This window comes from Vibrio profundi (assembly GCF_043642225.1).
In the GTDB taxonomy this organism is placed as follows: Bacteria; Pseudomonadota; Gammaproteobacteria; order Enterobacterales; family Vibrionaceae; genus Vibrio; species Vibrio profundi_A.
On sequence record NZ_JBHZSF010000018.1, the window covers coordinates 56,510 to 82,395 of the forward strand.

A 25,886-nucleotide genomic window follows, 5' to 3' on the forward strand; every position below is an offset into this window, starting at 1 on the left:
TGCCGTCCTTATGCGCTAATTTTTTGTTGGAGATTGTTGTTTGGCAGTTCGTTTTTGCTGATGGAAATGACATCAACGGTTCTTACATCCCACAACTTCTCAATTTGATTGACCAAGAAAGAGATTGGACGATCACTGTCGACGATGATCTCTACACTAGCAATTTTACTTTCGTGATTTTGAGTTCCAGCTACCTGTTTAACAATGAAACCACGGTGGCGAATAACACGTAATACACGTTCCAGCAGAACGGGTTTATCATCAGCTTTGATGTCTAATAAATATCTTTCCATGTTATGTGTTCTCCAACATTTCACTGTTCGATGCGCCAGGTGGAACTAGTGGCCATACATTTTCTTCTTCATCGATAAGTATATGAAGTAGGTAAGCGGTTTTGCTTTCTAGCATCTCTTTGAGTGCGGGTTCTACTTCTTCTTTACGCGTAATAGTTTTACCTGGGATATCAAATGCTTTTGCTAGCATGACGAAATCAGGGTTATCGTCCAAAATGGTTTCACTATGGCGGCCATCAAAAAACAGAGACTGCCATTGGCGCACCATGCCTAAGCGAGAGTTATTCAGCAGTACCATCTTCACTGGTATTTGACGACGTTTCAGAGTACCAAGCTCTTGAACGTTCATCATGAATGAGCCGTCTCCAGAAATAAGTATGGATTGGTCGTCTGGTCTTGCAACGGCTGCGCCCATTGCGGCTGGCAGACCAAAGCCCATCGTGCCTAAGCCAGCAGAGGTGATGAAGTTTTGAGGGTCACGCGGCTGGATATGTTGTGCTGCCCACATTTGGTGCTGACCTACGTCCGTCGAGATCATAGAGCTTGGTGGCATCATGTCTGACAGTTGCTTCAGTAAAAGAGGCGCAAAGATCAGATCGCCAGGGTGGTCGTAGCGCCACTTAAATGCACTGCGTAAGCTTTCAGAGTGATGAACCCAAGGCGAAATATCTTGAGTTAACTCTAATTGAGGCATGATCTTATTGATGTCACCACGAATAGGCGCATTGGCTAAACGTAGCTTACTAAATTCGGCAGCATCGATATCGATATGGATGACTTTGGCATGTGGTGCAAAGGTGTCGAGCTTGCCTGTCACACGGTCATCAAAGCGAGCACCCACAACGATTAATAGGTCACATTCCTGAACGACTAGGTTTGCAGCCTTGGTACCATGCATACCTAGCATGCCTAAATAATGAGGGTCGTGGCGCTCAATAGTTCCTAAGCCTTTTAGCGTGCTGACGGCTGGCATTGGATTGAGGCGTAGAAATTCACGTACAGAGTCGGTCGCTTTAGCAAGTTGTACACCGCCGCCAACGTAAAGAACAGGGCGAGTCGATTCTGAAAGTACTTGCTGTGCTGTCGCCAAGGCTTCTGCTGTCGCGACCGGAATTGCTGGTGGTACAAACTCAGGAAGAATTTCGACAGGAGCTTCAGCAAGTTGGACATCTTTGGCAATATCGACGATGACTGGGCCTGGGCGGCCGGTTTTAGCGACTTCAAACGCTTCCGCAAGAGTCGGTGCTAAATCTTCAATATCAGTCACTAAGTAGCTGTGTTTAGTACAAGACAGAGACATTCCAATTACATCCATCTCTTGGAATGCATCCGTACCTATGTGTGAGCTTGCGACTTGGCCAGTAATGGCAACAAGGGGAATGGAATCCATGAAAGCATCAGCAAGCCCTGTCACAAGGTTAGTGGCACCAGGGCCAGAAGTCGCGAGACATACTGCGACTTCTTGACTCGCACGAGCCATACCGATTGCTGCAATTGCAGCCCCTTGCTCATGACGACAAAGGATGTGTTCAACACCACCGTCGTAGAGTGCATCGTAGATGGGCATGATCGCGCCACCTGGGTAACCAAATACGGTTTTGATGCCTTGCTGCTTTAATGCGGAAACGACTAATTCTGCACCTTTCATCGTAATCCCCCTGTACTACCTGATTGTAGGTAGTGATTTCCGTTTTGACTGCACATCTTGTGCTCCCATTCTTCCTGTCTATCGGCTAAGCCGAACTGCTTCAAATTGTAAAAATGTAAATATATAAATTAGAAAAAACCCCCGAACTTTTCAGTGCGGGGGTTTTTGAAATCTTGTGGTTATTTTTTATCCACTCGCCCCCGCGCAGTCTTAATAATGACTACGATCACCAGGATAATCAGAGCGTAAATGCGAGCGTTAAAATTCATAGGTAACTATTTTTATCGAGTATTGTCTTACGTAAATGTTTGCGTCTCTAGTGTTATCACACAAATCTGCTTTATGACAAGCAAAATGTCATTCTTTTTTCACATAAAGCTCTCATCCCATCAAGTTATATAACATCTCAATCAATTAAATGTTGAGTGAATTTCAATATGAATACTTTTAAATCAACGACAAAGGAATGTTATGGGACTCGCGATTGTTCATAGCCGCGCAAGTGTTGGGGTGGAAGCTCCTGCTGTTACGGTGGAAGTACATATCAGCAACGGAATGCCTGGCTTTACGCTCGTTGGCCTGCCTGAAACCACAGTCAAAGAGTCTCGAGATCGTGTTCGCAGTGCCATCATTAATTCTCGGTTTGAATTTCCAGCCAAACGAATCACGGTCAATCTTGCTCCCGCTGATTTACCCAAAGAGGGGGGAAGGTTTGATCTGCCTATCGCATTAGGCATTTTGGCGGCGTCAGAGCAATTACCAGTGAGCAAGTTGGAACAGTATGAGTTTATTGGAGAGCTCGCGCTATCAGGTGAATTGAGAAGTGTTAAGGGAGTGCTTCCTGCTGCGCTGGCGACAAATCGGGTGAGGCGTCATTTGGTGGTTCCGCATGATAATGGCGACCAAGCGGCGTTGGTGGGCAAAGACAATCACAAATCAGCGCAAAGTTTACTGGAAGTGTGTAGTGATCTTTGCGGGCAAAACAGCTTGTCTCTGCATCAAACTTCGACGTTAGAAAAACACGCCGAAAGTGAACGAGACCTGCGAGATATTATCGGTCAACAACAAGGAAAGCGAGCTTTAGAAATCGCCGCTGCAGGTAACCACAATTTGCTTTTTCTTGGCCCTCCGGGGACAGGAAAAACGATGCTAGCTTCTAGATTGTGCGATTTGTTGCCGGAAATGAATGAGTTAGAAGCAATGGAAACCGCCTCTGTCGCTTCTTTGATTCAGCAAGATGTGAATCAGTTTAATTGGAAGAAAAGGCCGTTTCGAACCCCGCACCATTCCAGCTCCATGGCTGCGTTAGTTGGAGGTGGCACTATTCCAAGGCCAGGTGAAATATCGTTGGCTCATAATGGGCTGCTCTTTCTCGACGAAATGCCGGAGTTTGAGCGTAAAGTTCTCGATTCTTTACGAGAGCCATTAGAGTCGGGGGAGATCATTATTTCTCGGGCTCAGGGTAAAACACGTTTCCCTGCAAGGTTTCAGCTAGTCGGTGCGCTTAATCCTAGCCCTACGGGCTATTACGAAGGCAATCAGGCTCGAGCGAATCCTCAAATCATACTGCGTTATTTAAATCGTTTGTCTGGGCCGTTGCTAGATAGGTTCGATATGTCTTTAGAGATCCCGTTGTTACCGAAAGGTATGCTCGCCGAAGGCGGAGACCGAGGGGAGTCGACGGTTGTAGTGAAAGAACGTGTTGGGCAAGCTCGTATGCTGATGACTGAGCGCAATGGCAAAGCGAACGCGTTGCTAGGGAGTCGGGAAATAGAAAGGTACTGCCCTCTTAAGCGTGAAGACGCCAATTTTTTGGAAACGGCGCTCCACCGATTAGGTTTGTCGATACGTGCTTATCATCGAATTATAAAGGTCGCACGGACCATTGCAGACCTCGAAGGTAGCCAAGATATAGAGAAGAAGCATTTGTCTGAAGCGTTAGGGTATCGCGCAATGGATAGGTTACTAAAACAGCTTACGTCTCAGGCGGTTTAAACAAGCCTGCATGATGCAGGCTTGTTGGTAGCAGTGAGTTAGAACTGGTAGTTCAAACCAACGGACACCAGAGACTCAGTTTCATCGTAGAAAGTGATGTTGGATTGGCCTGCGCCATAACCCGCTAGGCCGATGAACGACCAATCGTCCCAGCCCATGAAGTTTTTGTATTCGTAGGCGGCAAATAAGCTGTAGTTATTGTCGCTGCGAGTGGTGCCATACTCAGGGTGAGCGGCATCGTATGATCGGTGGTTATAGCCGGCGGTTAAGGCGAGCTGATGACGATTCATCACTTTAAAATAACTGATCTCACCACCGAATTGATCAAAAGAACTCGCATCACCATCAGCAGAGGATGATTGGTAAATTAGTGATGGCAGGATAAAGGATGTTTGGCTTAGAGGCTGGCGATATTGCCCTTTTATGTAGATGGTTTTGCTGTCGCGCTTTAATTCATCAGCCACTAGGTCGTTTTCAACGTCTTTAGTGGCATAAGCGGTATCTAAGCTAAAGTTAGAGCCTGCGATTTTGTCCAACTTTAAGCGAAAGGCATTGCCGGTTTCATCGGTTTCTGTTCTAGCCACATTTTCTTGGTATGGATTGGCCCATGTTTTACCTGACATGATGGTAGGTAGTACTGCGGCATCAATGATTGTGCCGGACTCAAGTTGATATTTATAACCCACTTGTAGAACGACTGTACCGGTTGCGACATCGTCTCGAGCGGTACCAGCGTAAACTTGATGATCTAGATCTTGGCCAAATGTATAGGCGATACTGCCGAGTGGTGCAATCAAGAAGTTGCTTTCTGAAGAAGCTTCTTGTTCGTTAGAAGTGATTGTCTTGTTGCTATCCGTATCAAAGTTAGAGGATGAAGATGTAAAGCCTGTATTGATAGAGATTTCGCCACTAAAACCAGCTTCATCCGATAGCTGAGCCACCGCAGGTGCTGCAATAACGCTGGCAGCAATGAGTGTATAGATTGTTTTCATTCGCGATGTCTCCTTGACCGAATGATGGGTTATTGATGTTCTAAATGTACTTTTTGTGATTATCAATTGGATCAGTAGTTCAGTTGATTTTTGCGCGAGTCGTGTTTTTAAAGCATTGCTCCCAATAATAAAGCGAAAATGACGTGCTTCAATCGATGAACGTCAAGATTCCGTTAGGAAACAGTTGCTGGCTTGGTTGAAACAAAAACGGGAAGCGTGTGCTTCCCGTTGGTATTCAGTCTGGATTACTTCTTCAATAAGAAGTTAACAAGCTCAAAGTACTCATCAAGAGTGTTAATGCCTTGCGCTTGTACTAGGTAGCGGTTATTAACCAGTACCGCTGGTACGCCTGAAAGTCCGCTGTCTTTGAACTGTTTGTCAAAGCGACGCACCATAGAGTCAACGGCAAAGCCATTGAATGCTGCATCAAACTTTTTGGCATCGACGCCTTCATCTAAAAAGATCTGACGTAGCTCTTCATCATTTTTTGGAGCTTTGTTCATATTGTGAATGCGGTTGAACAATACAGACGTCATTTTGTCTTCGACTTTTAGAGCAATTGAGGTTGCGTAGGCTTTGCTCATTGATTTACCCATGTTGCCACCCATGAAAGAGACATGGTTCTTCTGCAGTTTTACACCTTCTGGAAGCTGTTTTTTCAGCTGCTGAATAATTGGCTCAAAGCTATTACAGTGTGGGCAGTAAAATGAGAAAAACTCAGTAACGATAGGCTTTTTGGAAGGCTCTAAATCGAGAACTTTATAATGCTCACCTTCACTAAATTTAGCTGCGTGTGCCGATAAGCTCAGCATTAATAGCGAGACAAATGCGAACAGTTTTTTCATTGTGTAACTCTCCATAGATTATTCTTTTTTAATTGAGTGCTGCTTTACCACTGAGGCATTAACGACAGTGGTGGTTCTTGCAATGCGGCAATTTGTTCCTTAAATGCAAGCACTTGGCTTTCCCAGTACTTTGGATCATTAAACCATGGGAATGCAAGCGGGAATGCAGGATCTTGCCAACGTTTCGCTAACCATGCCATGTAATGCACCATACGTAGACCGCGTAGCGGCTCGATAAGTTTCAATTCTGATGGGTTAAAGTCGTAGAACTCTTGGTAACTTTCCAAAATAGTATCAAGCTGCATGGTTTTATCTTGGCGTTCTCCATTGAGTAACATCCATAGATCTTGTACCGCTGGGCCGTTTCGCGCATCGTCCAAGTCGACAAACATTGGGCCTTCGCGCCACAAAATATTGCCAGGGTGGCAATCTCCGTGAAGGCGGATGATTTTTGTATCGCTAGACCAATGTTGCTCAAGCTCTTTGATAAGCATATCGAGGTCGTTAAAGAATGCGTTTTCTAGATGCATCGGAATGAAGTCCGCACTTTCCAGTATTTTACGTGGTTGGTACAGGTATTCATCTAAGCCTAACGTTGGTCTGTGTTGGAAGGTCGCGCTTGAGCTTGCTTTATGAATGCGGCCCAAGAAACGGCCTACACCTTCAAGTTGGTCAAGGTTGTCGACTTCAAATTGCCTGCCACCGACACTTTCAAATAGTGCGAATAAGTAGCCTTGATACTCATGAAGCGTTGCGCCGTTAATTATCATAGGTGGAGCGACAGGAATTTCTTGTTCAATGAGTTCTAGTGCAAAATCATGTTCTTCTTGAATCTGTTCTTTGCTCCAACGCTGTGGGCGATAAAATTTAACAACATAGCGTTTCTTATCTTCATCACTGAATTGATAGACGCGGTTTTCATAGCTGTTTAAAGCCAGTAAGCCGGATTCTGCACGAACCCCAATACTTTCTAGGGCGTACCACATGAAATCAGGAGTTAGGGCGTCAAAATTGAATGCTTGATCGGTCATATAATAAAAAAGGCTCATTACTGAGCCTTTTTCCGTTAACTGGGTAGTTACAGCTTTTTGATAAAGCGGCTTTCTACTTCGAGGGTAAAGTCGTCACTATCCGAGAGTATAAACTGAATCGTCGAAACCGGTGAGCTGAGTTTTTCTGGGTCTGCTCCCAAGCTGATTGGAAGGTTCAGTACTTCACCTGGGCTTACCTTAATGGTTTGGTTACCGTACCAAGTGACATTAGGTAGGCCTTCTACATCCAACTGGTAGCTTTGTACTTGTTGAGTTTTGTTGATGACTTTTAAGGTGTAAGTATTTTCAATCAGCCCTTCAACGTTGGTTCTAAATAGTTGGTTTCGATCTCGAAGTACGGTTAAGCCGGCTGGGTCAACCGCCGCGATTTGAGCAAAGAACAGGCCAATCATGACTAATAATACCGCGCCGTAGCCAAGCAGTTTAGGTCGCATGACTTTGGTATGGTGACCATCAAGCCTATGCTCCGTGGTGTAATTGATTAGGCCTTTTTCATAGCCCATTCTATCCATGGTTTTGTCACACGCATCAATACACGCACCGCAGTTGATACATTCGTATTGCAAGCCGTCACGGATATCGATGCCAGTCGGACAAACCTGAACACAGAGGTTACAGTCGATGCAATCCCCTAGGCCCAACTTGTTAGGATCCGCTTTACGTGAACGAGGGCCACGGCTTTCACCACGTTTGGTGTCGTAGCCGACGATGAAAGTATCTTTATCGAACATAGCCGATTGGAATCGAGCGTATGGACACATGTGTAGACACACAATCGAACGCATCCAACCTGCGTTAGCATAGGTACAGCCTGCAAAAAATAGCACCCAAAATACTGGCCAGAACGAGGCATCAAAGGTAAAGAATCCAATCACCAGTTCTTGAACTGGGATGAAATAACCAACAAATGTTAGGCCAGTAATTAAAGCGATAGCGAGCCAAGCGACATGTTTTAAAGTTTTTCGTAAGGCAAGGTTGGTGGTGAGCTTGCCTGAGTCTTGCTTACGGCGTTTATTGGCTGCGCCTTCTAGCTTTTCTTCAAACCAGATGTACATGAAGGTCCAGACGGTTTGCGGGCATAGATAGCCACACCAAACCCGGCCTAAGAAGGTGGTGATGAAGAAGAGCCCAAATGCAGCAATCATAAATAAGATGGCCAATAAGGTGAGATCTTGCGGGTAAAGCGTTGTGCCAAAGAAGTTAAATTGTTGGTTGCCGATATCCAATAAGATGGCTTGACGCTCGCCATAGGGGATCCAAGGGATCACGGCAAAAAGCAACAGAAGGAACCAACCGCCATAACGACGCAGTTGTTGAAATTTACCTTTGCTTTCACGAACGTAAATTCGGTTATTGGGGTTAAATCGATCTCCATTACCTTTATGAGTTTTTGGGTTAAAGGTTTTTGGAGTCACATCTTTGATATCGATTTTATCCTGACTCATTGGATATCCTTATTGGGCTTTAGGTGCTATTTCTAGTGAAAGCACTCAACGACATTACTTTTTGATAAATAGCTCAATGGAAATATTGGCTACCTAGTTATTTTAGAAGATTCTTATGGATGGCGATTATAGCCTCAATAACATTCTTATTTCTTTAACGCTATCAACCTTTAACAACAAAACTTATAACAGTTGTGATGAAAAATTGGCGAACAGAAACAAAAAAGCGACCACAGTGGTCGCTTTGATACTTTTAACAACAAAATGGAGTTAGATAATGCCGCGTGCTTTTAAGATGGCGGTTTTGAAATCATCTTCTTGGTCTTTCTTTAAACCCGGGATCATTTCTTCTTTGTCGCTATTGCGCATTTTCAGGTGGTAGATCAACACATCATCGGTGAGATCTTCCAGTTTACCTTCATAGCCAGCTTCACTCGAGAGCTTCAGAATAAACTCGAGCAAGTTAAGCTCTTGATCTTTTTGCCATTCTGGCTCTAAAAGCTCAAGTAGCTCTTCAATACGGTGACACTTCATTGTTTTTCTCCACAATTTTTATACTGACTTTGGCCTAAAGTACCAAATCAGGCTTGGAATACCAATCAAGTTGAAGTGCGGAAAAGAAAAAAGCGCAGCGATAAACTGCGCTTTTTATTAAGCGGCTTTCACTACCTTCGCTGAAGAAGAAGCTAATAAAGCCGTCTTTTCAACTAGGGTCATTGCTGGAGCCAATTTTTTTGCAGCCGGAGTAGTAACAAAGCCACTACGACGACGCATCGCACTACGGTTGGTGTGCGAAAACCTGACAGCTGTTGGGCGCATAGTTTTACCTAACGGTCAGGCATATCCATTGCCAATCTAATGGCCTGACTAATCATGAGTTGAGCTTCAATGACTTGAAGTGTGGCTCTTCTGGCTTTCGCCAATCCAAATCATTAGTCAGGATAATGATATGCATGCATATCGAAGTTAGATTATCACTATCTAATATTTGGATCGAGGGCTGGGTAATAAATCATCGAAATAAGAGCTAAAATTGTGTGAGCAGGGTATTTGAGTTTCGAAGTGAATCAAGATTACTATGAACTCAATTGCTACGAGATATTGCTAGGAGGTGCATATGTCGTTCTTAAAGAAAACGCTTGCCAGTTTTGGTATTGGGTCCGCAAAAGTGGATTCAGTGTTGCAACAAGAAGTGCTCTATCCCGGTCAAAAAGTGAATATCGTTGTTCATGTATACGGCGGTGCTCACGCTCAAGAGATCGATAACATTAATCTTAACCTGTGTTGTCAGTACATCAAGGAAGTGCCGGTTAATCCGGACAAACAGAATAGTAATCACACCCGCCGTGTTCATCAGACTCATTCATTGGCGAAATGGAGCCTGCCTTATGCGTTTGAGATAGGCCCGGGTGAAACAAGAGATTTTGATGTCGAACTCGATATTCCATTGAACACTCCAATCACAATTGGGGACGCCAAAGTGTGGCTCGAAACGGGCCTTGATATATCCATGGCAATCGACCCTACCGACAAAGACATTCTGACCGTTCGCCCAGATAATTTATTAGATGGCATTTTCACTGAGCTGGAAGAACAAGGCCTGCGCATTCGACAGGTTGAGTGTGAAGCGGTCGATGGCTTTGAGTTGCCATTTGTTCAAGAGTTTGAATTTGTTCCAACCACTGGGCCATTTCACGGTCGTTGGCGCGAGTTAGAAATCGTGGCACATCGCGATGACACCGATCTGAAGTTGTGGTTTGAAATTGATCGTAATCGAGATGGCGCAAAGGGTATGCTGGCGAGTTTATTGGGTATTGGTCAATTGAAACGTCAACTTGTGTTACCCATTGATACTCCTAGCGATGTTGCCGGTCAGAAGGTCTTGGCGTATTTAGAGTCTACGTCATAACCCATTGTCATAAAAATTTAAGCTTACACGTGTAAGCTTAATGTGCAATACTAGAGTAAATGTTCAATTACTTTAGTGGGTGAGTTATGTCGTCAGCATCGGCGAGTGAATACAGTGTCGTAGAAGAAAGGGCGAATGCCATCACCCACGGTTTAGGTGTGGTGTTAGGCATCGTTGGGCTGATTTTATTGCTGGTGCGTGCGTTCGATTACGAGGCGGATGTGCTGACTTTCACCAGCTTTTCGGTTTATGGCGCGAGTATTATTTTATTGTTCCTCGCCTCTACGCTTTATCATTCGATTACCACCGCAAAGACTAAACGCCTACTCAAAACACTTGACCACTGCGCGATTTACTTGTTGATTGCCGGTAGCTACACCCCTTTCTTATTGGTGAGCTTACGTACCCCATTAGCGATAGGTTTGATGGCGGTCATTTGGACGATTGCCGTTATTGGTATCGTCATGAAGATCGCGTTTGTTTATCGTTTTAAGAAAATGTCTTTGGTGACGTATCTGACCATGGGGTGGTTGTCACTGATTGTCATCTACCAACTTGCGGTCAGTATTGAATTGGGTGGTTTGATCTTACTCGCGGTTGGTGGGGTTATTTATTCGCTAGGGGTGATTTTCTACGTCGCGAAACACATCCCATACAATCATGCTATTTGGCATCTGTTTGTATTGGCGGGATGCGCTTGTCATTTCCTTGCCATCTATTTGTACGTTGAGCCTGTTAGTGTGCTGGCTTAACGGGTTTGGACATCGGTGACCGTTACCTTAATTTGATATTCTGAATGTGCTGCGACCTTCGCAATAATACTCTTACCTTCAGCTGAACGTTGAGGGCGAAGGTAAGTGTCTGCAAGGCGCTTAATGGATTGCCAAGTATTGAGATTGTCTTGGAATAGCAACTCACCAGACGGTGAATAGATCTCAACATTCAAGGTAACCACGACGACCGGTTGAGTATTTTGATTCGTAATTGAAACCGGTAGCGTTAACTCGCCATCGTCGTAGCGACTTGCTCCAATTAATACATCCACTCCCGATCGGGACAGCTGTAAACTCGGCTTATCTTCTCCCACTTTAATTGTCGTCCCAATGGCGGCTTTGGTTACAGGGATAACGGGTATGACTGAATGAGAATCTTTGGACGATTCACTCACATATTCCCATGTGAAGTCGTCTTTCAACAAAATTTGCTTACCATCGGGCAAGAACAGCGTTTGCTCTGCCATCACAGAAGATGACAGTAGGGCACAAGCGAATAAGGTGCTCCAGCGTTCCATAATGATTCCTTAGCGTCGCCAAAAGGCAGGGAAGAATAAAACTAATAGCGTCAATATCTCTAGGCGGCCCATCAACATTCCAATGCTGAGTAGCCATTTTGCGGCATCTGGTAATGGGGCGAAATTACCGGTTGGGCCAATAACGCTGCCCATTCCCGGTCCAACGTTGGCAACCGCAGTAATCGAGCCAGAAATACTGGTGATTGGATCGAGCCCCATAGCACTGAGCCCACCCGCGATTACAATGATGGTAATAAAAAACATCAATCCAAATGCGACCAAAGAGCGGACGATATCATCATTGACCGGTCTTTGATTGTAGCGCTGAACAAAGACACCTGAAGGGTGAATGAGCTTCATCATTTGTTTGTGCAGTAACGTCATTGCGATTTGGAAACGGAAGACCTTTACTCCTCCAGAGGTGGAACCTGAGCAAGCACCCGCCATCATTAGAAAGGCAAATAATGTCGTTGGTAGCGCGCCCCACGCCGTAAAGTCTTCTAAACCAAAACCGGTCGTGGTTACCACAGAAACGATGTTAAACATGGAAACTCGAACCGCATCTAAGACGCTGTAGCCGTCACGAATGACTAGCCATGCCGCAATAACTGCACTGGATCCTAAGAATAGATATGTAAAGCCTCTCACTTGAGCGTCTTTAAAGATTGGGTCCATATTGCGACTTTTCAGTGCGCTAACGAACAGCAGAAACGGTAAGCCGCCTAAAAACATGAAGAGCGTGCCAACCCAGTGTGCGCCGATGGAGAAGTGATTCATTGAACCGTCTGAGGTAGAGTAACCACCGGTCGATAACGTGGTAAAAGCGTGATTGATGGCGTCAAACAGGCTCATACCTGTAATGAGGTAACCTAAAGTACACACCGCTGTCAGCACCAGATACACCGCCACAATGTTCTTTGCGACCGTTTTGGCGCGAGGGCTACTTTTATCTGACCAATCTGAAGATTCGGTCTGGAATAAGCGCATACCACCGACATTCAGCATTGGCAGAACGGCTACCGCCATCACTATGAAGCCGATTCCACCAAGCCATTGTAATATCGAGCGCCATAACAAGATGCTCGGCGCCATGCTATCTAGGCCACTTAATACCGTTGAACCTGTAGTCGTGATCCCAGACATGGTCTCAAAGTAGGCGTCGGTAAAACTAATGTGGTTGATAAACACGAATGGCAACGCCGCAAAGGCACTGGCAATTGTCCACACTAGCGAGGTGATCAGGAACATATCCCGTACCCCAAGCCTAAAGTTGGCGGTTCGCCCAACAGTGAGGCATAAAAACGCGACAATGTGGGTGATAAGTACTGACTGGCCAAATTCAATAAAGCCACCGGTGCCCGTAAAGAAAGCGACTAAGGTGGGGATGTACATGAATAGGGCGAGCTTAGACAGCACTAACCCTATTACGAATAAGATAGGACGGAAGTTAACCATAGCGAAACACTATAGAGCTTAGCTCTATAAGAAGAATGGGCTCGGTTGGAATAAGGTTTCAACGTCTGGCACGTATTTCTTATCAACTAAGAACATAACCACGTGATCATCTTGTTCGATCACGGTTCTGTCATGGGCAATCAAGACTTCTTCACCACGTACAATCGCGCCGATGGTCGTACCCGGTGGCAACTTAATATCACCAATGGCGCGGCCAACCACTTTTGAGGTGGTTTCATCACCATGAGCGATGGCTTCGATGGCCTCTGCTGCACCGCGACGTAATGAAGATACGTTAACAATGTCAGCTCGGCGAACGTGGGTTAATAGGGCGGAAATGGTTGCTTGCTGCGGTGAAATCGCAACATCAATAACGCCACCTTGCACCAAGTCTACGTACGCGCCACGCTGGATCAGCACCATCGCCTTTTTTGCGCCCATGCGTTTTGCCAGCATGGCCGACATGATGTTGGTTTCATCTTCATTGGTCAGCGCGATGAACACGTCGACTTGGTCGATGTTTTCTTCGGTGAGCAGCTCTTGGTCGGCAGCATCACCACAGAACACGATGGTGTTCTCTAATTCTTCAGAAAGCTTTTCCGCTCGGGTGTAACTGCGCTCAATCAGCTTGATGCTGTAACTCTGTTCTAGACGTTTCGCTAAGCTCGCGCCAATGTTACCACCACCGACAATCATGATACGACGGTAAGGTTTTTCTAAACGTTGTAGTTCACTCATCACCGAGCGAATATGGTTACTTGCCGCTACGAAGAACACTTCATCATCTGCTTCGATAACCGTTGTGCCTTGAGGACGAATAGGGCGCCCTTGACGGAAAATCGCGGCGACTCGCGTATCGATGTGAGGCATGTGCTCACGAAGTGCCGATAACGCATTACCCACTAAAGGACCACCATAGTAGGCTTTTACTGCTACTAGGCTCACTTTCTGTTCTGCAAAGCTCACAACTTGCAGTGCACCTGGGTATTGAATCAAGCGCTCAATGTAGCTGGTCACCAACTCTTCAGGTGCGATGAGGTGATCAACAGGAATTGCCCCTGACTTAAAGAGCGCTTCTTTTTCGGCTAGGTACTGAGGAGAACGAATACGTGCGATTCGGTTTGGCGTGTTAAACAAAGAGAATGCGACCTGACAAGCGGCCATGTTGGTTTCATCCATGTTGGTCACGGCGACTAACATGTCAGCATCTTGAGCGCCAGCTTCACGTAAGATGTTGGGGTGGCTCGCGTAGCCATTGACCACACGTAAATCATATTTATCTTGTAGCTCGCGCAAGCGGTCACTGTCGCGATCGACAATGGTAATGTCATTGTTCTCGCCAACTAAGTTCTCTGCCAGTGTTCCGCCTACCTGACCAGCTCCAAGAATGATGATTTTCATAGCTTTTCTCTTTGTTTGCTCTTTCAGTACTTACTCATCGTAATGAAATAGCGGCTAAGACAAAAGTCATTAGCCGCTGAATATGGTTACGCCTGTTTGACTAAAACGGCATAGTAGAAGCCGTCCATGTCTTCTTCACCTGGAAGGATTTGGCGTCCAGGGTTTTCAATATCAGAACCGATTAACGTAGCGTCTTTGGTGCGTTCTAAAAACGCTTTCACTTGCAGTACGTTTTCTTGTGGGGTGATAGAGCAGGTCGCGTAAACCATAGTGCCACCAGCTTTTAATTGGCGCCACATTGAATCCATGATTTCACTTTGCAGCTCAGCCAGTGCGTCGATGTCGTTAGCTCGGCGAAGCCACTTAATATCTGGGTGACGACGAATCACACCGGTTGCTGAACATGGTGCGTCCAGCAAAATGCGGTCAAATTTATCACCTGTCCACCACTCTTCTGGGTAACGAGCGTCGCCACAAATGACATCGGCACGCAGTTGAAGACGCTCAAGGTTATCGTAAACACGATCAAGACGTTTAATGTCGCAGTCAATGGCAACCACTTCAGTATCTTCGGTGTGCTCTAGGATATGCGCAGTTTTACCGCCCGGCGCTGCACAACAATCCAGAATCAACTCGCCATTTTGAGGCTGTAAATAGTTCACTGACAGCTGCGCAGCCGCATCTTGTACAGATACCCAACCTTTACTGAAACCTGGCAGTAACGTGACGTCGCAAGGCGACGCTAATTTTATTGCATCGGCAGCTTCTGGGTGAATGCTGAATTCAATGTTTTCGTTTTTAAGTAGCTCAGCATACTCATCGCGAGTGTGGTGCTGACGGTTAACACGCAACCACATTGGCGCTTTGCTGTTATTGGCTTCAACCAATTGCTCCCACTGATCTGGGTAGCTTTCTTGAAGCATTTTTAGAATCCAGCTTGGGTGGCCGTATTTGCCCGCATTATGGCTGGTGGCTTTTTCATCGAGCGCTTCTTGATCACGTAGGTAGCTACGTAATACCGCATTAATCAAACCACTTAGGCTAGGGCCTCGTAGTGTTTTGGTGCCTTCTACGGTTTCCGCTACTGCGGCATGAGAAGGAATACGCATGAAGCTTAGTTGATAAATACCCACTAAGATCAGGTGGTGGAATACACGCTTTTTCCCTTTTAGCGGGTTATCCATCAGTTCATTGGCAATTGACTCTAAACGAGGCAAGTAGCGTAGAGCGCCATAGCAAATCTCTTGAAGAAGAGCGTGGTCTCTAGGCTTAATGGTTTTTTGAGCGGCTGGTAGAGCATGTGAAAGAGAGTGGCCTTTATCGACAACTTGGAAAAGGACATTTGCAGCGGCTGCGCGAACATTCATGATGAATACCGAATCTAATAGGGAAATAAATGAGGGTATCTCTACCCTCGCATAAGTTTGTTTATTGGCTGATTATAGTGGTGAGCTTAAGAAAGCTGCGAACCTACTTCAAACCAGCTTGCGCGTGAGTTCAGAATATCTTGAACTGACATTGCTTTTTTACCAGGTACTTGCAGCTGTTCTAGAACCAGTACGTTATTGACTGTCGCAACATAAATACCTGTTTTGTCAGCTTTAATGATAGTGCCTGCTAGTTGAGTGGTCTCTTGTACCTCAACACGGCTTTGCCATACTTTGATGCTTTTCTCTGAATCAGAGCTGCTATCTGTAATGGCAAAGTGGCTCATTGGCCATGGGTTGAAAGCGCGCACACAACGTTCGATGTGCTCTGCGTCATCCGCCCAGTTAATTTTTGCTTCTTCTTTGCTTAGCTTTTTCGCGTAGTTGGCAAGCTCGTCATCTTGCTTTTCAGCAACTGCGTTGCCAGATGCGATGTCGGCTAGGCAATCCACGAGCGCGTCGGGGCCAAGGCCGGCTAGCTTTTCGTACATTGAAGCGCTGGTATCCGTTGCCTCGATTGGCAATGTCGCAATCTTCAGCATGTCACCGGTATCAAGGCCAATGTCCATTTGCATGATAGTAACGCCTGTCTCTTGATCGCCCGCCCAGATAGAGCGTTGAATTGGAGCAGCACCACGCCAGCGCGGCAGGATCGAACCATGCACATTGATACAACCTAGTTTTGGAGTATCGAGTACGACTTGAGGCAGTAATAAGCCGTAAGCCACCACCACCATGATGTCGGCGTTGAGCTCAGCAAGTTGTTGCTTTGCTTCATCTGACTTGAAATTCTCAGGTTGATAAACCGGAATTTCATTTTCAAGGGCAATGTTCTTTACTGGGCTCGCAGTAAGCTTTTTACCACGACCTGCAGGGCGATCGGGCTGGGTGTAAACCGCAATAACTTCATGCTCCGAAGACAACAACGCCGCCAAGTGACGGGCGGCGAAATCCGGAGTACCTGCGAAGACAATTCTTAAAGACTGACTCAAGGTAGGCTTCCTTCTAAATGTAGTAACGCTAGCGATTAAGCTTTCGCTTGTTTCTCGTTGAAACGTTTGATTTTCGCTAGTTTATCTTGAATGCGTTTACGCTTTAGTGGTGATAGGTAATCCACAAACAGCTTGCCTTCAAGGTGATCTAATTCGTGTTGCACACAGATAGCAAGCAGATCATCTGCTTCAAACGTGTATTCTTTGCCATCACGATCGAGTGCTTTCACCGATACTTCTGCAGCACGTGAAACCAAAGCACGAGCGCCAGGCACCGATAGGCAACCTTCTTCGATGCCATCTTCACCGCGTTTCTCTGTGATTTCAGGGTTGATAAGCACCATTGGCTCGTCACGCGTCTCTGAAATATCGATAACAACGATACGCTGGTGGAAATCGACTTGCGTAGCTGCAAGGCCGATGCCTTCTTCGTCGTACATGGTTTCAATCATGTCATCAACGAACTTTTGAATCTCTGGGGTAACTTCTTCTACCGGTTTCGCCACGGTGCGTAGGCGATCATCCGGGAATGTTAATACTTGTAATACAGACATATACACTCGAAATATTGAACTGTGCCGAAACAGCTTAAACCTTGTTGGCTCAATTCTAGACATTTTAGAGGTCAAATGACAGCATCCTGATGGTAAATCTCGGATTAGATATCATTGTTAACGACCAAGGAACCTAGGTCATGCGTCATTTCTTTCGAACTTTTTCCATTCTTTGTTTGCCATTTTCCACTTCTCTTTTCGCAGAAACTACCGAAGCCCCATTGAGCGTAAAGCAAGACGCGCCTAAAAGTTATGTGGTGGTGAAAGGCGATACATTATGGGATATATCGGCCTTGTACCTTGATAGCCCTTGGCTATGGCCTCAACTCTGGCAAGTAAACCCAGAAATTGATGACCCGCATTTGATTTACCCTGGGGATAAACTGTCATTGATATGGCGCGATGGACAGCCCGTGCTGAGTTTAAAACCTGTCGTGAAGTTTAGCCCGAAAATTAGAGTGTCAGAAAAGAAAGCGGTTCCCACTGTTGAAGAGGGGTTAGTGCTTCCTTACCTACGTTCAGACCGATTAGTTGACCAAGGTACGTTGGATTCCGCATCTCGAGTGCTTGGCACCAGTGATGGCCGTAAGTTTTTAACCAGTGCTGACCAGCTTTATATTAGCGGAGAGAGTAGGCATCAGAATTGGGGGATTTATCGTGCTGTGGAAAGCTATCAGCGACAAACCCCAAAAGCTAAGATTATTTCTCTTCGCTTGATTGCGAAAGCAACGTTGAATGATGTGAGCAGTGAGTTTACAAGCCTGAAGGTGGAAAGTCAGCGACAAGAAATTCTTCTGAATGATGTGGCTTTACCGGATTTAGGGATTGAAAGCGTGGGCTTTTCAACGACATTTTATCCAGCCCCATCACCGGCGGGGGCTTTTGCAAATATCTTGGGCTCGATTAATGGCAGCCAGTTTAGTGCTAAGAACCAAGTACTTATTATTGACCGAGGGACACATGACAATCTTCGTCAAGGCAGTATGTTTGACCTAAAAGCCGGTGGGGCGACGGTTTTCAAAAAACAGGGTGAGTACACTTACGACGGCAGTACTGGAGATAAGGTGGAACTACCTGATACAGAAGCAGGCACCTTAATGGTGATACGCCCCTACGAATTCTTCAGTTTAGCGTTGGTCACCAACAGTGCTAAGCCGATCAATGGTGACATATTGGCGGTTTCTCCTTTATCAAAAGAACGTGCCACACCAGAGTCGCCTTAAATGAACGAGAGCGACCTAAGGGCTTGGTTAACTCTTAGTTTTACGCCTCAGCTTGGCGGCAAGCGTTTATCTCGCTTACTTGCTATTGATAATCCTACTAATTTGGTTCAATACTCTTCGGATCAATTACAATCAATTGGCTTGAAGACAAACCAAGTTACCTACATTAAAAGTGGTGCCTGCAAAGATGTGGAAGAAAGCCTAGAGTGGCAAGCCTCATCTTCAGCGCATCATATTATAACTCCTCTTTGTTCTCACTATCCCTGTCTATTAAAAGAAACGGCCTCTTTCCCTTCGACGCTATTTATTAAAGGGCAGGTAAAAAAGTTAATTGAACCTCAAATAGCGATTGTTGGAAGTCGTAATGCTTCCCTTGAAGGGTTGGAAACTGCGAAGTCTTTCGCCAAGAGCTTTGTTCAGCATGGATTGATTGTGACCAGTGGGTTGGCTCTCGGTATTGATGGCTATGCGCATGATGGTGCTTTGCTCGGTGGAGGTGAAACCTTTGCCGTGCTAGGTTCTGGTCTGAATGCGATTTATCCGGCACGTCATCGAAAATTAGCTGAAAGAATTGTGGACAGCGGTGCTCTTATTTCTGAGTTTCGCCCAAACGCTAAACCTCGACCAGAACACTTCCCACGTCGAAATCGGATTATTAGCGGATTATCTTTAGGTACTTTGGTTGTTGAAGCGGCAGAAAAAAGTGGTTCTTTGATCACTGCTCGTTATGCCTTAGAGCAGGGTCGAGAAGTCTTCGCTTTGCCGGGGTCGATACATAACCCGACTAGCCGAGGTGGGAACAGCTTAATAAAATCAGGAGCATGCTTAGTGCAAAGTGCTCAAGATGTTTTTGATGAAATCGAATCTTTATTGAATTGGTCGCTAACACAACAGCCAAACTTATTTGAATCAGAACCTGAAAATGAACAATTGCCATTTCCACAGCTGTTAGCTAACGTAGGAGTAGAGGCTATACCTGTTGATATTTTGGCACGGCGTACCCATATACCTGTGCATGAAGTCATGATGCAGCTCTTGGAGCTTGAGCTTTCAGGGCATGTTGTTGCAGTTTCCGGTGGCTATATTCGAAAGGGGAGAGGCTAGCTATGATGATGGACATACTGATGTATTTGTTTGAGACCTACATCCATAGCGATTCTGAATTGCAGGTGGATCAAGATGAGCTGGAAGAAGAGCTTCTTCGAGCAGGGTTTCACCAAAAAGATATTTATAAAGCGCTCCATTGGTTAGAAGATTTAGCTGCGCTGCAAGAAAGTGATAACCAAGCGGCTATTACTAATTGTGCGCCGACATCTATCCGTGTTTATACCAATCGCGAGATGGCTAGGATCAATATCGAATGCCGAGGCTTCTTATTATTCTTAGAGCAGATAAATGTTCTTACGACGGAAATTCGTGAGATGGTTATTGATCGCGTTATGGGTTTGGAAACCAATGAATTTGAATTAGATGATTTAAAATGGATCATCTTAATGGTGTTGTTTAACGTGCCAGGGAATGAAAACGCATATACTCAGATGGAAGAGCTGTTGTACACCAAAGAGCAAGGTATCTTGCATTAAATAGGCATCCAATGAGCAGTAAAATTGATAGCGAGCTGTTTTCTAAACATGAACATGCGTTAGAGCATGAAGCTTGCCCACAATGCGGTTGCGGTGAGCTGCAGCTTCGACATGGTAAGCACGGTGCATTTTTAGGTTGTAATCAATACCCAAGTTGCGACTATATTCGCCCTCTACATCAAAATGATGGTCATGTTGTCAAAGAGTTGGGCGTGCCTTGTCCTGAATGTCAGAATGAATTAGTTCTAAGGCAAGGGCGCTATGGTATGTTTATTGGCTGCAGTAGTTACCCAGAATGCAATCATATCGAATCTTTGGATCAGCCGAAGCAAGAGCCTGAAGAGAGGCCTTTGGTTGGGTGCCCTGAATGTGGCAAGGGGCACTTGGTTGAGCGTAAATCTCGTTATGGTAAAGCTTTCTTTGCTTGCGACAGTTACCCTAAATGCAAGTTTGCCGTGAATCAGCCGCCAGTTATCGGTAAGTGTGAGGTATGTAACTACCCACTTTTGATAGAGAAAAAGCTGGCCAGTGGTATCAAAATTCAATGTGCTGATCGTAAATGCCATCACACTCAAGCACAGAACCAATAAAAAACGGCGCTATTATTAGCGCCGTTTTTATTTAGGTGGTTACTTATTTTATTTGCTGGGCGAAATCATGCACAGCAGGGTAAGCATCTTTATCTAAAATGTTCGACAGTGCAAGCAACGAGCGTTGTAGCTCTGCCGCGTAATCCGCACTCACATTAATGTGGCCCATCTTGCGACCTGCCCGTTTCTCTTTGCCATACCAATGTACGTGACACCCTTCATGAGCCAAAACAGCTTCAGGTAATGAGTCTTCACCTAAGATATTGATCATTGAGGTCGGGCGAATCAGCTTGGTGCTGCCCAGAGGCATTTCACATACTGCGCGTAGGTGGTTTTCGAACTGACACGTTTCAGCACCTTGTTGTGTCCAGTGTCCAGAGTTATGGACGCGCGGAGCGATTTCATTCACCAGAAGTTCGCCTTGAACATCGAAGAACTCAAGTGCTAGTACACCAACGTAATCTAGACGTTCTGCAACAGCGATGAACATGTTTCTTGCTTGTTCTTGGAGTTCAAAGTTATCAATCGCGGTCGATAGGCTCAGCACACCATCGGTATGCACATTTTCTGCCAATGGGTAAACCTGGATTTCTCCGTTTTTCCCACGAGCACCCACCAGTGAAACTTCTCTATCAAAAGCAACAAACTCCTCGGCAACAATGGCTTGATTCTCAGTTGCTTGAATGCACTCTGACATTTCATCCCAAATAGCTTTTACTTGAGTGTTTTCTTTCAAGCGCCACTGACCTTTGCCATCATAACCGCCGAGAGTACTTTTCAGTACCATTGGCAGCCCAACGTGCTGAATAGCAACGTCAAAGTCTTCACGCGAATTAATAACGTAGTATTTCGCATTTTTTACTTGGGCTTGATCAAGCAAGGCTTTCTCAATTCGGCGATCGCCACCGGCTTTGATCGCTTCTGTTGTAGGGAAGAATTTTCCACTTTTTTCACATACTTCAAGGACGTCATGTGGAATGTGCTCAAATTCTGCCGTAATCACATCGGCTTGTTCAATTGCGTTCTCTAAGCCGTGTCCGGTAACTGCCTGAGTTAACGGATGAACGATATTTTTGCTGCCCACATCAAATGCGGAGATTTGAATGTTGAGAGGTGCACCAGCGAGTGACATCATTCGAGCCAGTTGACCAGCTCCTAACACAAGAACATGCATGGGAATTAATCCTCTGCTGGGTTTGGATTAGCAAGTACGGTTTCGGTTTGTTCGTTGCGGAACGCTTCCACTTTAGCCATCACGTCTTCATTGTGTGTACCAATGATTTGAGCCGCTAGAATCCCCGCATTTGCCGCGCCAGCTTCACCAATAGCCAGTGTGCCTACCGCAATGCCTTTTGGCATTTGAACGATAGACAGTAGTGAATCCATGCCTTTTAAAGCTTTCGATTGAACAGGGACACCTAATACTGGAACGCTAGTAAAGGCCGCAGCCATTCCTGGTAGGTGAGCTGCACCGCCCGCGCCCGCGATAATGACTTTGATACCACGCTCTTTTGCGCTTGTTGCGTAGTCGGCAAGCAGCTGAGGAGTACGGTGCGCCGAAACCACTTTTGTTTCGTAGGCAACGCCAAATTGATCTAGCATGTCTGCTGCTAGCTTCATTGTTGGCCAATCAGATTTAGAACCCATGATAATACCGACAGTCATCTCAAACTCCTTCAGGCACGATTAAATTAAGTGAAATAGATAATTTGCGCGCATTATACGGGGAAAATTGCCAGAGGAAAACGTTTGCGTCGGTCTAATTGCGTATTGATACATTTTATAAACAAATAGCTTTGGGCAGCGCTAATGATAATTTGTACACTTAGTACGACAGACAGCATTTATGAATGAGGCATAGGACAGTGGATAACTTTCAGCACACATTAGACGCGCTACAGAAAGGTGAAGTGATAGCTTACCCAACAGAAGGGGTTTTTGGTGTAGGGTGTGACCCTGATAACGCGCAGGCAATTGAGAAACTATTAAAACTAAAACAAAGACCTGTAGAAAAAGGGTTGATTTTGATTGCTGCTAGTTATGAGCAATTGTTGCCTTATATTGATGAAAGCCAGTTGACGCAAGATCAGTTGTCAGCAGTGAAGGCGACTTGGCCGGGCCCGGTAACTTGGATCATGCCGGCAAGTGAAAAAGTGACGAATTGGGTCAGTGGACAGTTTGATTCAATTGCGGTTCGTGTTACTGATCACCCTTTGGTTCAAAGGATGTGTAATGAATTTGGTAAGCCGTTAACCTCGACAAGCGCCAACCTTACAGGTGAACCACCATGTATGACGACTCAGGAAGTTCAAGAGCAGCTTGGAGAGCATCTTGTTGCCATTTTAGATGGTTTAACGGGTGGGCGAGATAAGCCTAGTGAGATTCGTGACGCGCGAACATCAAAAATATTAAGACAAGGGTAGCCTTGCAAAGGAAAGAAAATGTCAGCCATTGATAAGCTAGCTGTTAAACAGTTTTTATTGAAACTCCAAGATTCGATTTGTCACCAACTGGAACAAGCCGATGGTGTCGCATCATTTGAAGAAGATGCATGGGAACGTGAGCCTAGCGAGCGACTAGGTGGTGGCGGTCGTACTCGAGTGATGATAAACGGTGCGGTATTTGAGCAAGGGGGAGTCAATTTCTCTCATGTGGCGGGTAAAGCTATGCCAGCATCCGCAACAGCACACCGCCCTGAATTGGCAGGCCGTAAGTTTGAAGCCATGGGCGTGTCACTGGTGATTCACCCTAAGAACCCATATGTGCCAACTTCTCATGCTAATGTTCGTTTCTTCATTGCAGAGAAAGAAGGCGAAGACCCGATTTGGTGGTTTGGTGGTGGTTTTGATTTAACGCCGTTTTATCCTTTTGATGAAGATTGTCAGTCATGGCACGACACCGCGAAAGCGATTTGTCGGCCTTTTGGCAAAGATGTCTATCAAGAACATAAAGAATGGTGCGATAAATACTTCTTCTTACCTCATCGCAACGAAACTCGAGGTGTTGGTGGTTTATTCTTTGATGATCTCAATGAATGGGGATTTGAGAAGAGTTTTGCGTATATGCAAGCCGTCGGCGAAGGTTACACCCAAGCTTATTTGCCGATTGTTGAAAAACGTAAATCAATCGAGTTTGGCGAACGTGAGCGCGACTTCCAACTATATCGTCGTGGCCGCTACGTAGAATTTAACTTGGTGTATGATCGAGGTACTTTGTTTGGCTTGCAAAGTGGTGGGCGCACGGAGTCAATCTTAATGTCGATGCCCCCATTAGCTCGTTGGGAGTATCGTTATGAGCCAGAAGAAGGTTCACCGGAACAGCGTCTATATACTGATTACTTGAAGCCAAGAGCCTGGTAGCAAGGTTGGCGTTTTGGATTTGAAATGTTAGGGTCACTTTAAGTGACCCTTTTGTTTATTATTTGCAGGCAAGGATATGGCTCAGCAGAACGACCAATATGTTGTGTTTGGTAACCCTATCGAACACAGTAAATCCCCTTTCATTCACTCGATGTTTGCTCGTCAAACCAAACAGAATTTGAGTTATACGACTTTAAAAGCTCCTGTCGATGGTTTTGTTGAATCCGCCACTGAGTTTTTTAGTGCTGGTGGTAAAGGCTGCAACATTACTGTTCCTTTCAAAGAAGATGCCTTTTCATTTGCGGATCAATTAACCGAAAGAGCAAAGTTAGCTGGTGCAGTAAACACACTAAAACGTCTGGATTCGGGAGACATTATCGGTGATAACACTGATGGTGAAGGCTTAGTCCAAGACTTACTCAGAAATAAGGTTTCTATTTCTGGAGCCAAGATTTTGGTTATTGGGTCTGGAGGGGCTGCTCGAGGGGTTATTAAGCCGCTGCTTGATCAATGCCCTGCGCAACTTGTCATTACGAATCGTACTTTTAGTAAAGCGGATACTCTCGCAAACGCGTTCCAATCATTTGGAAACATAATAGCGACGCCTATGGAAGAGGTCGACGAAGGCTTTGATGTTGTTATTAACTCAACGTCTGCAAGCTTGAGTGGTGATTTACCGAGTATCTCGCCATCTATATTTACGTCGTCTACTTCCAGTTATGACATGATGTATCAGCAAGGTGTTACTAGTTTTAATCAGTGGGCGTTTGATAATGGCTGTGCAGAGGTTTATGACGGGTTGGGTATGCTTGTTGGGCAAGCTGCAGAAAGCTTTGCTTTATGGCGAGGGGTTCAACCTGAAACAAAAGACGTCTTAAATGAATTACGTATTCAATTGAAAGGGCAGTAATGAATCAGTCAATATTATTCCCAGATATCCAATCATGGGATGAAGACAAACAAGCTATCGTTTTCCCAGCACAACAGTTTGGTGCTCTAATTGAGTGCCTTATATCGATTGAACAGTTACAGCAGATGTCAGGTCAAACTATCGATAATGATCGACGTGCGATTGAAGTGTTTAACGAGCTGAGATTTGAAATTGAAGAACTAGCGGAAGAATTAATAGAAGAAGAGGAGTTTGACTCCTCTGGCTTCATTCATATACAAAACTAGTTATACCGCTTTTACTGATTCCAAATAGTCGTTTTTGTTCTGAACATAGTTATCTGACGATTTTTGAAGAAATGCTCGCTCTTTATCTGTTAATGGGCGAGCTTGTTTGACTGGGCTACCTACATATAAGAATCCACTTTCCAATGTTTTGTGAGGAGGGACTAAACTACCCGCTCCGATCATGACATCTTCTTCTATGGTTACCCCGTCTAAGACAATAGCGCCCATCCCGACTAGCACTCTATCCTTGATTGTGCATCCATGTAGCATCACTTTATGACCAATAGTGACATCATTACCTATTAATAGAGGGTAACCGTTAGGGTTTTCTTGGTTTTTATGGGTGACATGCAAAACACTACCATCTTGAACATTGGTTCGGTCGCCAATGTGAATGTGGTTAACGTCTCCTCTGGCAGCAACAAGTGGCCAAATACTTGAATCGTCTCCTAGAACTATATCACCCACTAGCACTGAGCTTTCATCTATATAGACGCGCTCACCAATTTTAGGTGCAATACCTTTGTACCTACGAACTGAACTCATAAATCCTCCTTTATATAGGTAGCTTAAGGGGCTAATAAGGTAGATGACTAGTGAAAATAGGCTGTTTTGAACAAAAAATATTCGAACAATCAAAAAAGTCAGAAAAACTG

At 45.2% G+C, this 25,886-nt stretch carries 28 protein-coding genes; 11 read left to right on the plus strand and 17 right to left on the minus strand.

Translation table 11 applies throughout. From position 1 onward, the window contains the following. Positions 1–8: 8 nt before the first annotated feature. Both ilvM and ilvG read right to left on the minus strand, forming a co-directional pair. On the minus strand, positions 9–293 hold the full coding sequence (gene ilvM / locus ACHUFI_RS20165) for an acetolactate synthase 2 small subunit (protein ID WP_394252429.1): 285 nt from the start codon (positions 291–293) through the stop codon (positions 9–11). A 1-nt stretch (position 294) separates the two neighbouring features. After that, on the minus strand, positions 295–1,941 hold the full coding sequence (gene ilvG / locus ACHUFI_RS20170) for an acetolactate synthase 2 catalytic subunit (RefSeq protein WP_394252431.1): 1,647 nt from the start codon (positions 1,939–1,941) through the stop codon (positions 295–297). A 471-nt stretch (positions 1,942–2,412) separates the two neighbouring features. Here ilvG and ACHUFI_RS20175 point away from each other — a divergent pair, with 471 nt between their 5' ends. After that, a complete protein-coding gene (locus ACHUFI_RS20175) occupies positions 2,413–3,936 on the plus strand; it encodes a YifB family Mg chelatase-like AAA ATPase (RefSeq protein ID WP_394252433.1) in 1,524 nt (507 codons plus the stop codon). Positions 3,937–3,974: 38 nt separating this feature from the next. Here ACHUFI_RS20175 and ACHUFI_RS20180 read toward each other — a convergent pair whose 3' ends face one another. From ACHUFI_RS20180 to ACHUFI_RS20205, 6 genes are all read right to left on the minus strand, one after another. Continuing rightward, entirely contained in the window at positions 3,975–4,928 is a 954-nt protein-coding gene (locus tag ACHUFI_RS20180; RefSeq protein WP_394252435.1) for a DUF2860 domain-containing protein, read from the minus strand. Between the two features lie 245 nt (positions 4,929–5,173). Continuing rightward, positions 5,174–5,773, minus strand: a complete 600-nt coding sequence (locus tag ACHUFI_RS20185) for a thiol:disulfide interchange protein DsbA/DsbL (protein WP_394252437.1) — start codon at positions 5,771–5,773, stop codon at positions 5,174–5,176. A 44-nt stretch (positions 5,774–5,817) separates the two neighbouring features. Further along, positions 5,818–6,804: a serine/threonine protein kinase gene (locus tag ACHUFI_RS20190; protein ID WP_394252484.1), complete on the minus strand. Its 987-nt coding sequence runs from the start codon at positions 6,802–6,804 to the stop codon at positions 5,818–5,820. Between the two features lie 47 nt (positions 6,805–6,851). Beyond that, a complete protein-coding gene (gene ccoG, locus ACHUFI_RS20195; protein ID WP_394252439.1) occupies positions 6,852–8,270 on the minus strand; it encodes a cytochrome c oxidase accessory protein CcoG in 1,419 nt (472 codons plus the stop codon). 270 nt (positions 8,271–8,540) lie between these two features. Beyond that, a complete protein-coding gene (locus tag ACHUFI_RS20200) occupies positions 8,541–8,804 on the minus strand; it encodes a YihD family protein (protein ID WP_394252441.1) in 264 nt (87 codons plus the stop codon). 117 nt (positions 8,805–8,921) lie between these two features. Then, positions 8,922–9,089 (minus strand): hypothetical protein, encoded by a 168-nt coding sequence (locus ACHUFI_RS20205; RefSeq protein WP_394252443.1) that lies wholly within the window; start codon positions 9,087–9,089, stop codon positions 8,922–8,924. 298 nt (positions 9,090–9,387) lie between these two features. Between ACHUFI_RS20205 and ACHUFI_RS20210 the strand changes: the two genes are divergently transcribed. Both ACHUFI_RS20210 and trhA read left to right on the plus strand, forming a co-directional pair. After that, positions 9,388–10,179 carry a sporulation protein gene (locus ACHUFI_RS20210; protein ID WP_394252445.1) on the plus strand — a complete coding sequence of 264 codons (792 nt, stop codon included), beginning with the start codon at positions 9,388–9,390 and terminating at the stop codon, positions 10,177–10,179. 86 nt (positions 10,180–10,265) lie between these two features. Continuing rightward, positions 10,266–10,931, plus strand: a complete 666-nt coding sequence (trhA, locus tag ACHUFI_RS20215; RefSeq protein WP_394252447.1) for a PAQR family membrane homeostasis protein TrhA — start codon at positions 10,266–10,268, stop codon at positions 10,929–10,931. Here the strand turns inward: trhA and ACHUFI_RS20220 are convergent. The 6 genes from ACHUFI_RS20220 to def form a co-directional block, all read right to left on the minus strand. Then, positions 10,928–11,470, minus strand: coding sequence for a DUF3157 family protein (locus tag ACHUFI_RS20220; RefSeq protein WP_394252448.1), 543 nt, complete (start codon positions 11,468–11,470; stop codon positions 10,928–10,930). The genes trhA and ACHUFI_RS20220 overlap by 4 nt on opposite strands. Positions 11,471–11,479: 9 nt before the next feature. Beyond that, positions 11,480–12,925 (minus strand): TrkH family potassium uptake protein, encoded by a 1,446-nt coding sequence (locus tag ACHUFI_RS20225; RefSeq protein WP_394252450.1) that lies wholly within the window; start codon positions 12,923–12,925, stop codon positions 11,480–11,482. Between the two features lie 24 nt (positions 12,926–12,949). After that, positions 12,950–14,326, minus strand: a complete 1,377-nt coding sequence (gene trkA / locus ACHUFI_RS20230) for a Trk system potassium transporter TrkA (RefSeq protein ID WP_394252452.1) — start codon at positions 14,324–14,326, stop codon at positions 12,950–12,952. An 86-nt stretch (positions 14,327–14,412) separates the two neighbouring features. After that, positions 14,413–15,693: a 16S rRNA (cytosine(967)-C(5))-methyltransferase RsmB gene (gene rsmB, locus ACHUFI_RS20235; RefSeq protein WP_394252454.1), complete on the minus strand. Its 1,281-nt coding sequence runs from the start codon at positions 15,691–15,693 to the stop codon at positions 14,413–14,415. A gap of 86 nt (positions 15,694–15,779) precedes the next feature. Then, the gene (gene fmt, locus ACHUFI_RS20240) at positions 15,780–16,745 is read right to left on the minus strand and encodes a methionyl-tRNA formyltransferase (RefSeq protein ID WP_394252456.1); all 966 of its coding nucleotides are present in this window, start codon (positions 16,743–16,745) and stop codon (positions 15,780–15,782) included. 35 nt (positions 16,746–16,780) lie between these two features. Next, entirely contained in the window at positions 16,781–17,299 is a 519-nt protein-coding gene (gene def / locus ACHUFI_RS20245; RefSeq protein WP_208746730.1) for a peptide deformylase, read from the minus strand. 140 nt (positions 17,300–17,439) lie between these two features. Here def and ACHUFI_RS20250 point away from each other — a divergent pair, with 140 nt between their 5' ends. Genes ACHUFI_RS20250 through ACHUFI_RS20265 form a run of 4 tightly spaced genes read left to right on the plus strand, consistent with a single transcriptional unit; the run spans position 17,440 to position 20,695 of the window. Further along, positions 17,440–18,522 carry a LysM peptidoglycan-binding domain-containing protein gene (locus tag ACHUFI_RS20250; RefSeq protein ID WP_394252458.1) on the plus strand — a complete coding sequence of 361 codons (1,083 nt, stop codon included), beginning with the start codon at positions 17,440–17,442 and terminating at the stop codon, positions 18,520–18,522. Next, positions 18,523–19,626: a DNA-processing protein DprA gene (gene dprA, locus ACHUFI_RS20255; RefSeq protein ID WP_394252460.1), complete on the plus strand. Its 1,104-nt coding sequence runs from the start codon at positions 18,523–18,525 to the stop codon at positions 19,624–19,626. A gap of 2 nt (positions 19,627–19,628) precedes the next feature. After that, complete coding sequence (locus ACHUFI_RS20260) at positions 19,629–20,105, plus strand: DUF494 family protein (RefSeq protein WP_394252462.1); 477 nt, start codon at positions 19,629–19,631, stop codon at positions 20,103–20,105. Between the two features lie 11 nt (positions 20,106–20,116). Then, complete coding sequence (locus ACHUFI_RS20265; RefSeq protein WP_394252464.1) at positions 20,117–20,695, plus strand: DNA topoisomerase family protein; 579 nt, start codon at positions 20,117–20,119, stop codon at positions 20,693–20,695. A 43-nt stretch (positions 20,696–20,738) separates the two neighbouring features. Here ACHUFI_RS20265 and ACHUFI_RS20270 read toward each other — a convergent pair whose 3' ends face one another. Together ACHUFI_RS20270 and purE are read right to left on the minus strand one after the other, a co-directional pair. Continuing rightward, a complete protein-coding gene (locus ACHUFI_RS20270) occupies positions 20,739–21,869 on the minus strand; it encodes a 5-(carboxyamino)imidazole ribonucleotide synthase (RefSeq protein WP_394252466.1) in 1,131 nt (376 codons plus the stop codon). A 5-nt stretch (positions 21,870–21,874) separates the two neighbouring features. Continuing rightward, on the minus strand, positions 21,875–22,360 hold the full coding sequence (purE, locus tag ACHUFI_RS20275) for a 5-(carboxyamino)imidazole ribonucleotide mutase (protein ID WP_394252468.1): 486 nt from the start codon (positions 22,358–22,360) through the stop codon (positions 21,875–21,877). Positions 22,361–22,560: 200 nt separating this feature from the next. Here purE and tsaC point away from each other — a divergent pair, with 200 nt between their 5' ends. The 4 genes from tsaC (at position 22,561) to ACHUFI_RS20295 (ending at position 25,230) form a co-directional block, all read left to right on the plus strand. Then, positions 22,561–23,118 (plus strand): L-threonylcarbamoyladenylate synthase type 1 TsaC, encoded by a 558-nt coding sequence (gene tsaC / locus ACHUFI_RS20280; protein ID WP_394252470.1) that lies wholly within the window; start codon positions 22,561–22,563, stop codon positions 23,116–23,118. An 18-nt stretch (positions 23,119–23,136) separates the two neighbouring features. Further along, on the plus strand, positions 23,137–24,054 hold the full coding sequence (gene hemF / locus ACHUFI_RS20285) for an oxygen-dependent coproporphyrinogen oxidase (protein ID WP_394252472.1): 918 nt from the start codon (positions 23,137–23,139) through the stop codon (positions 24,052–24,054). 76 nt (positions 24,055–24,130) lie between these two features. Then, a complete protein-coding gene (gene aroE, locus ACHUFI_RS20290; protein WP_394252474.1) occupies positions 24,131–24,964 on the plus strand; it encodes a shikimate dehydrogenase in 834 nt (277 codons plus the stop codon). After that, a complete protein-coding gene (locus tag ACHUFI_RS20295) occupies positions 24,964–25,230 on the plus strand; it encodes a DUF1488 family protein (protein WP_394252476.1) in 267 nt (88 codons plus the stop codon). The genes aroE and ACHUFI_RS20295 overlap by 1 nt, the downstream gene beginning before the upstream one ends. On the opposite strand, the gene ACHUFI_RS20300 is transcribed toward ACHUFI_RS20295, so the two are convergent. Then, entirely contained in the window at positions 25,231–25,776 is a 546-nt protein-coding gene (locus ACHUFI_RS20300; protein ID WP_394252478.1) for a gamma carbonic anhydrase family protein, read from the minus strand. It lies immediately after the preceding gene. Positions 25,777–25,886 lie beyond the last annotated feature (110 nt).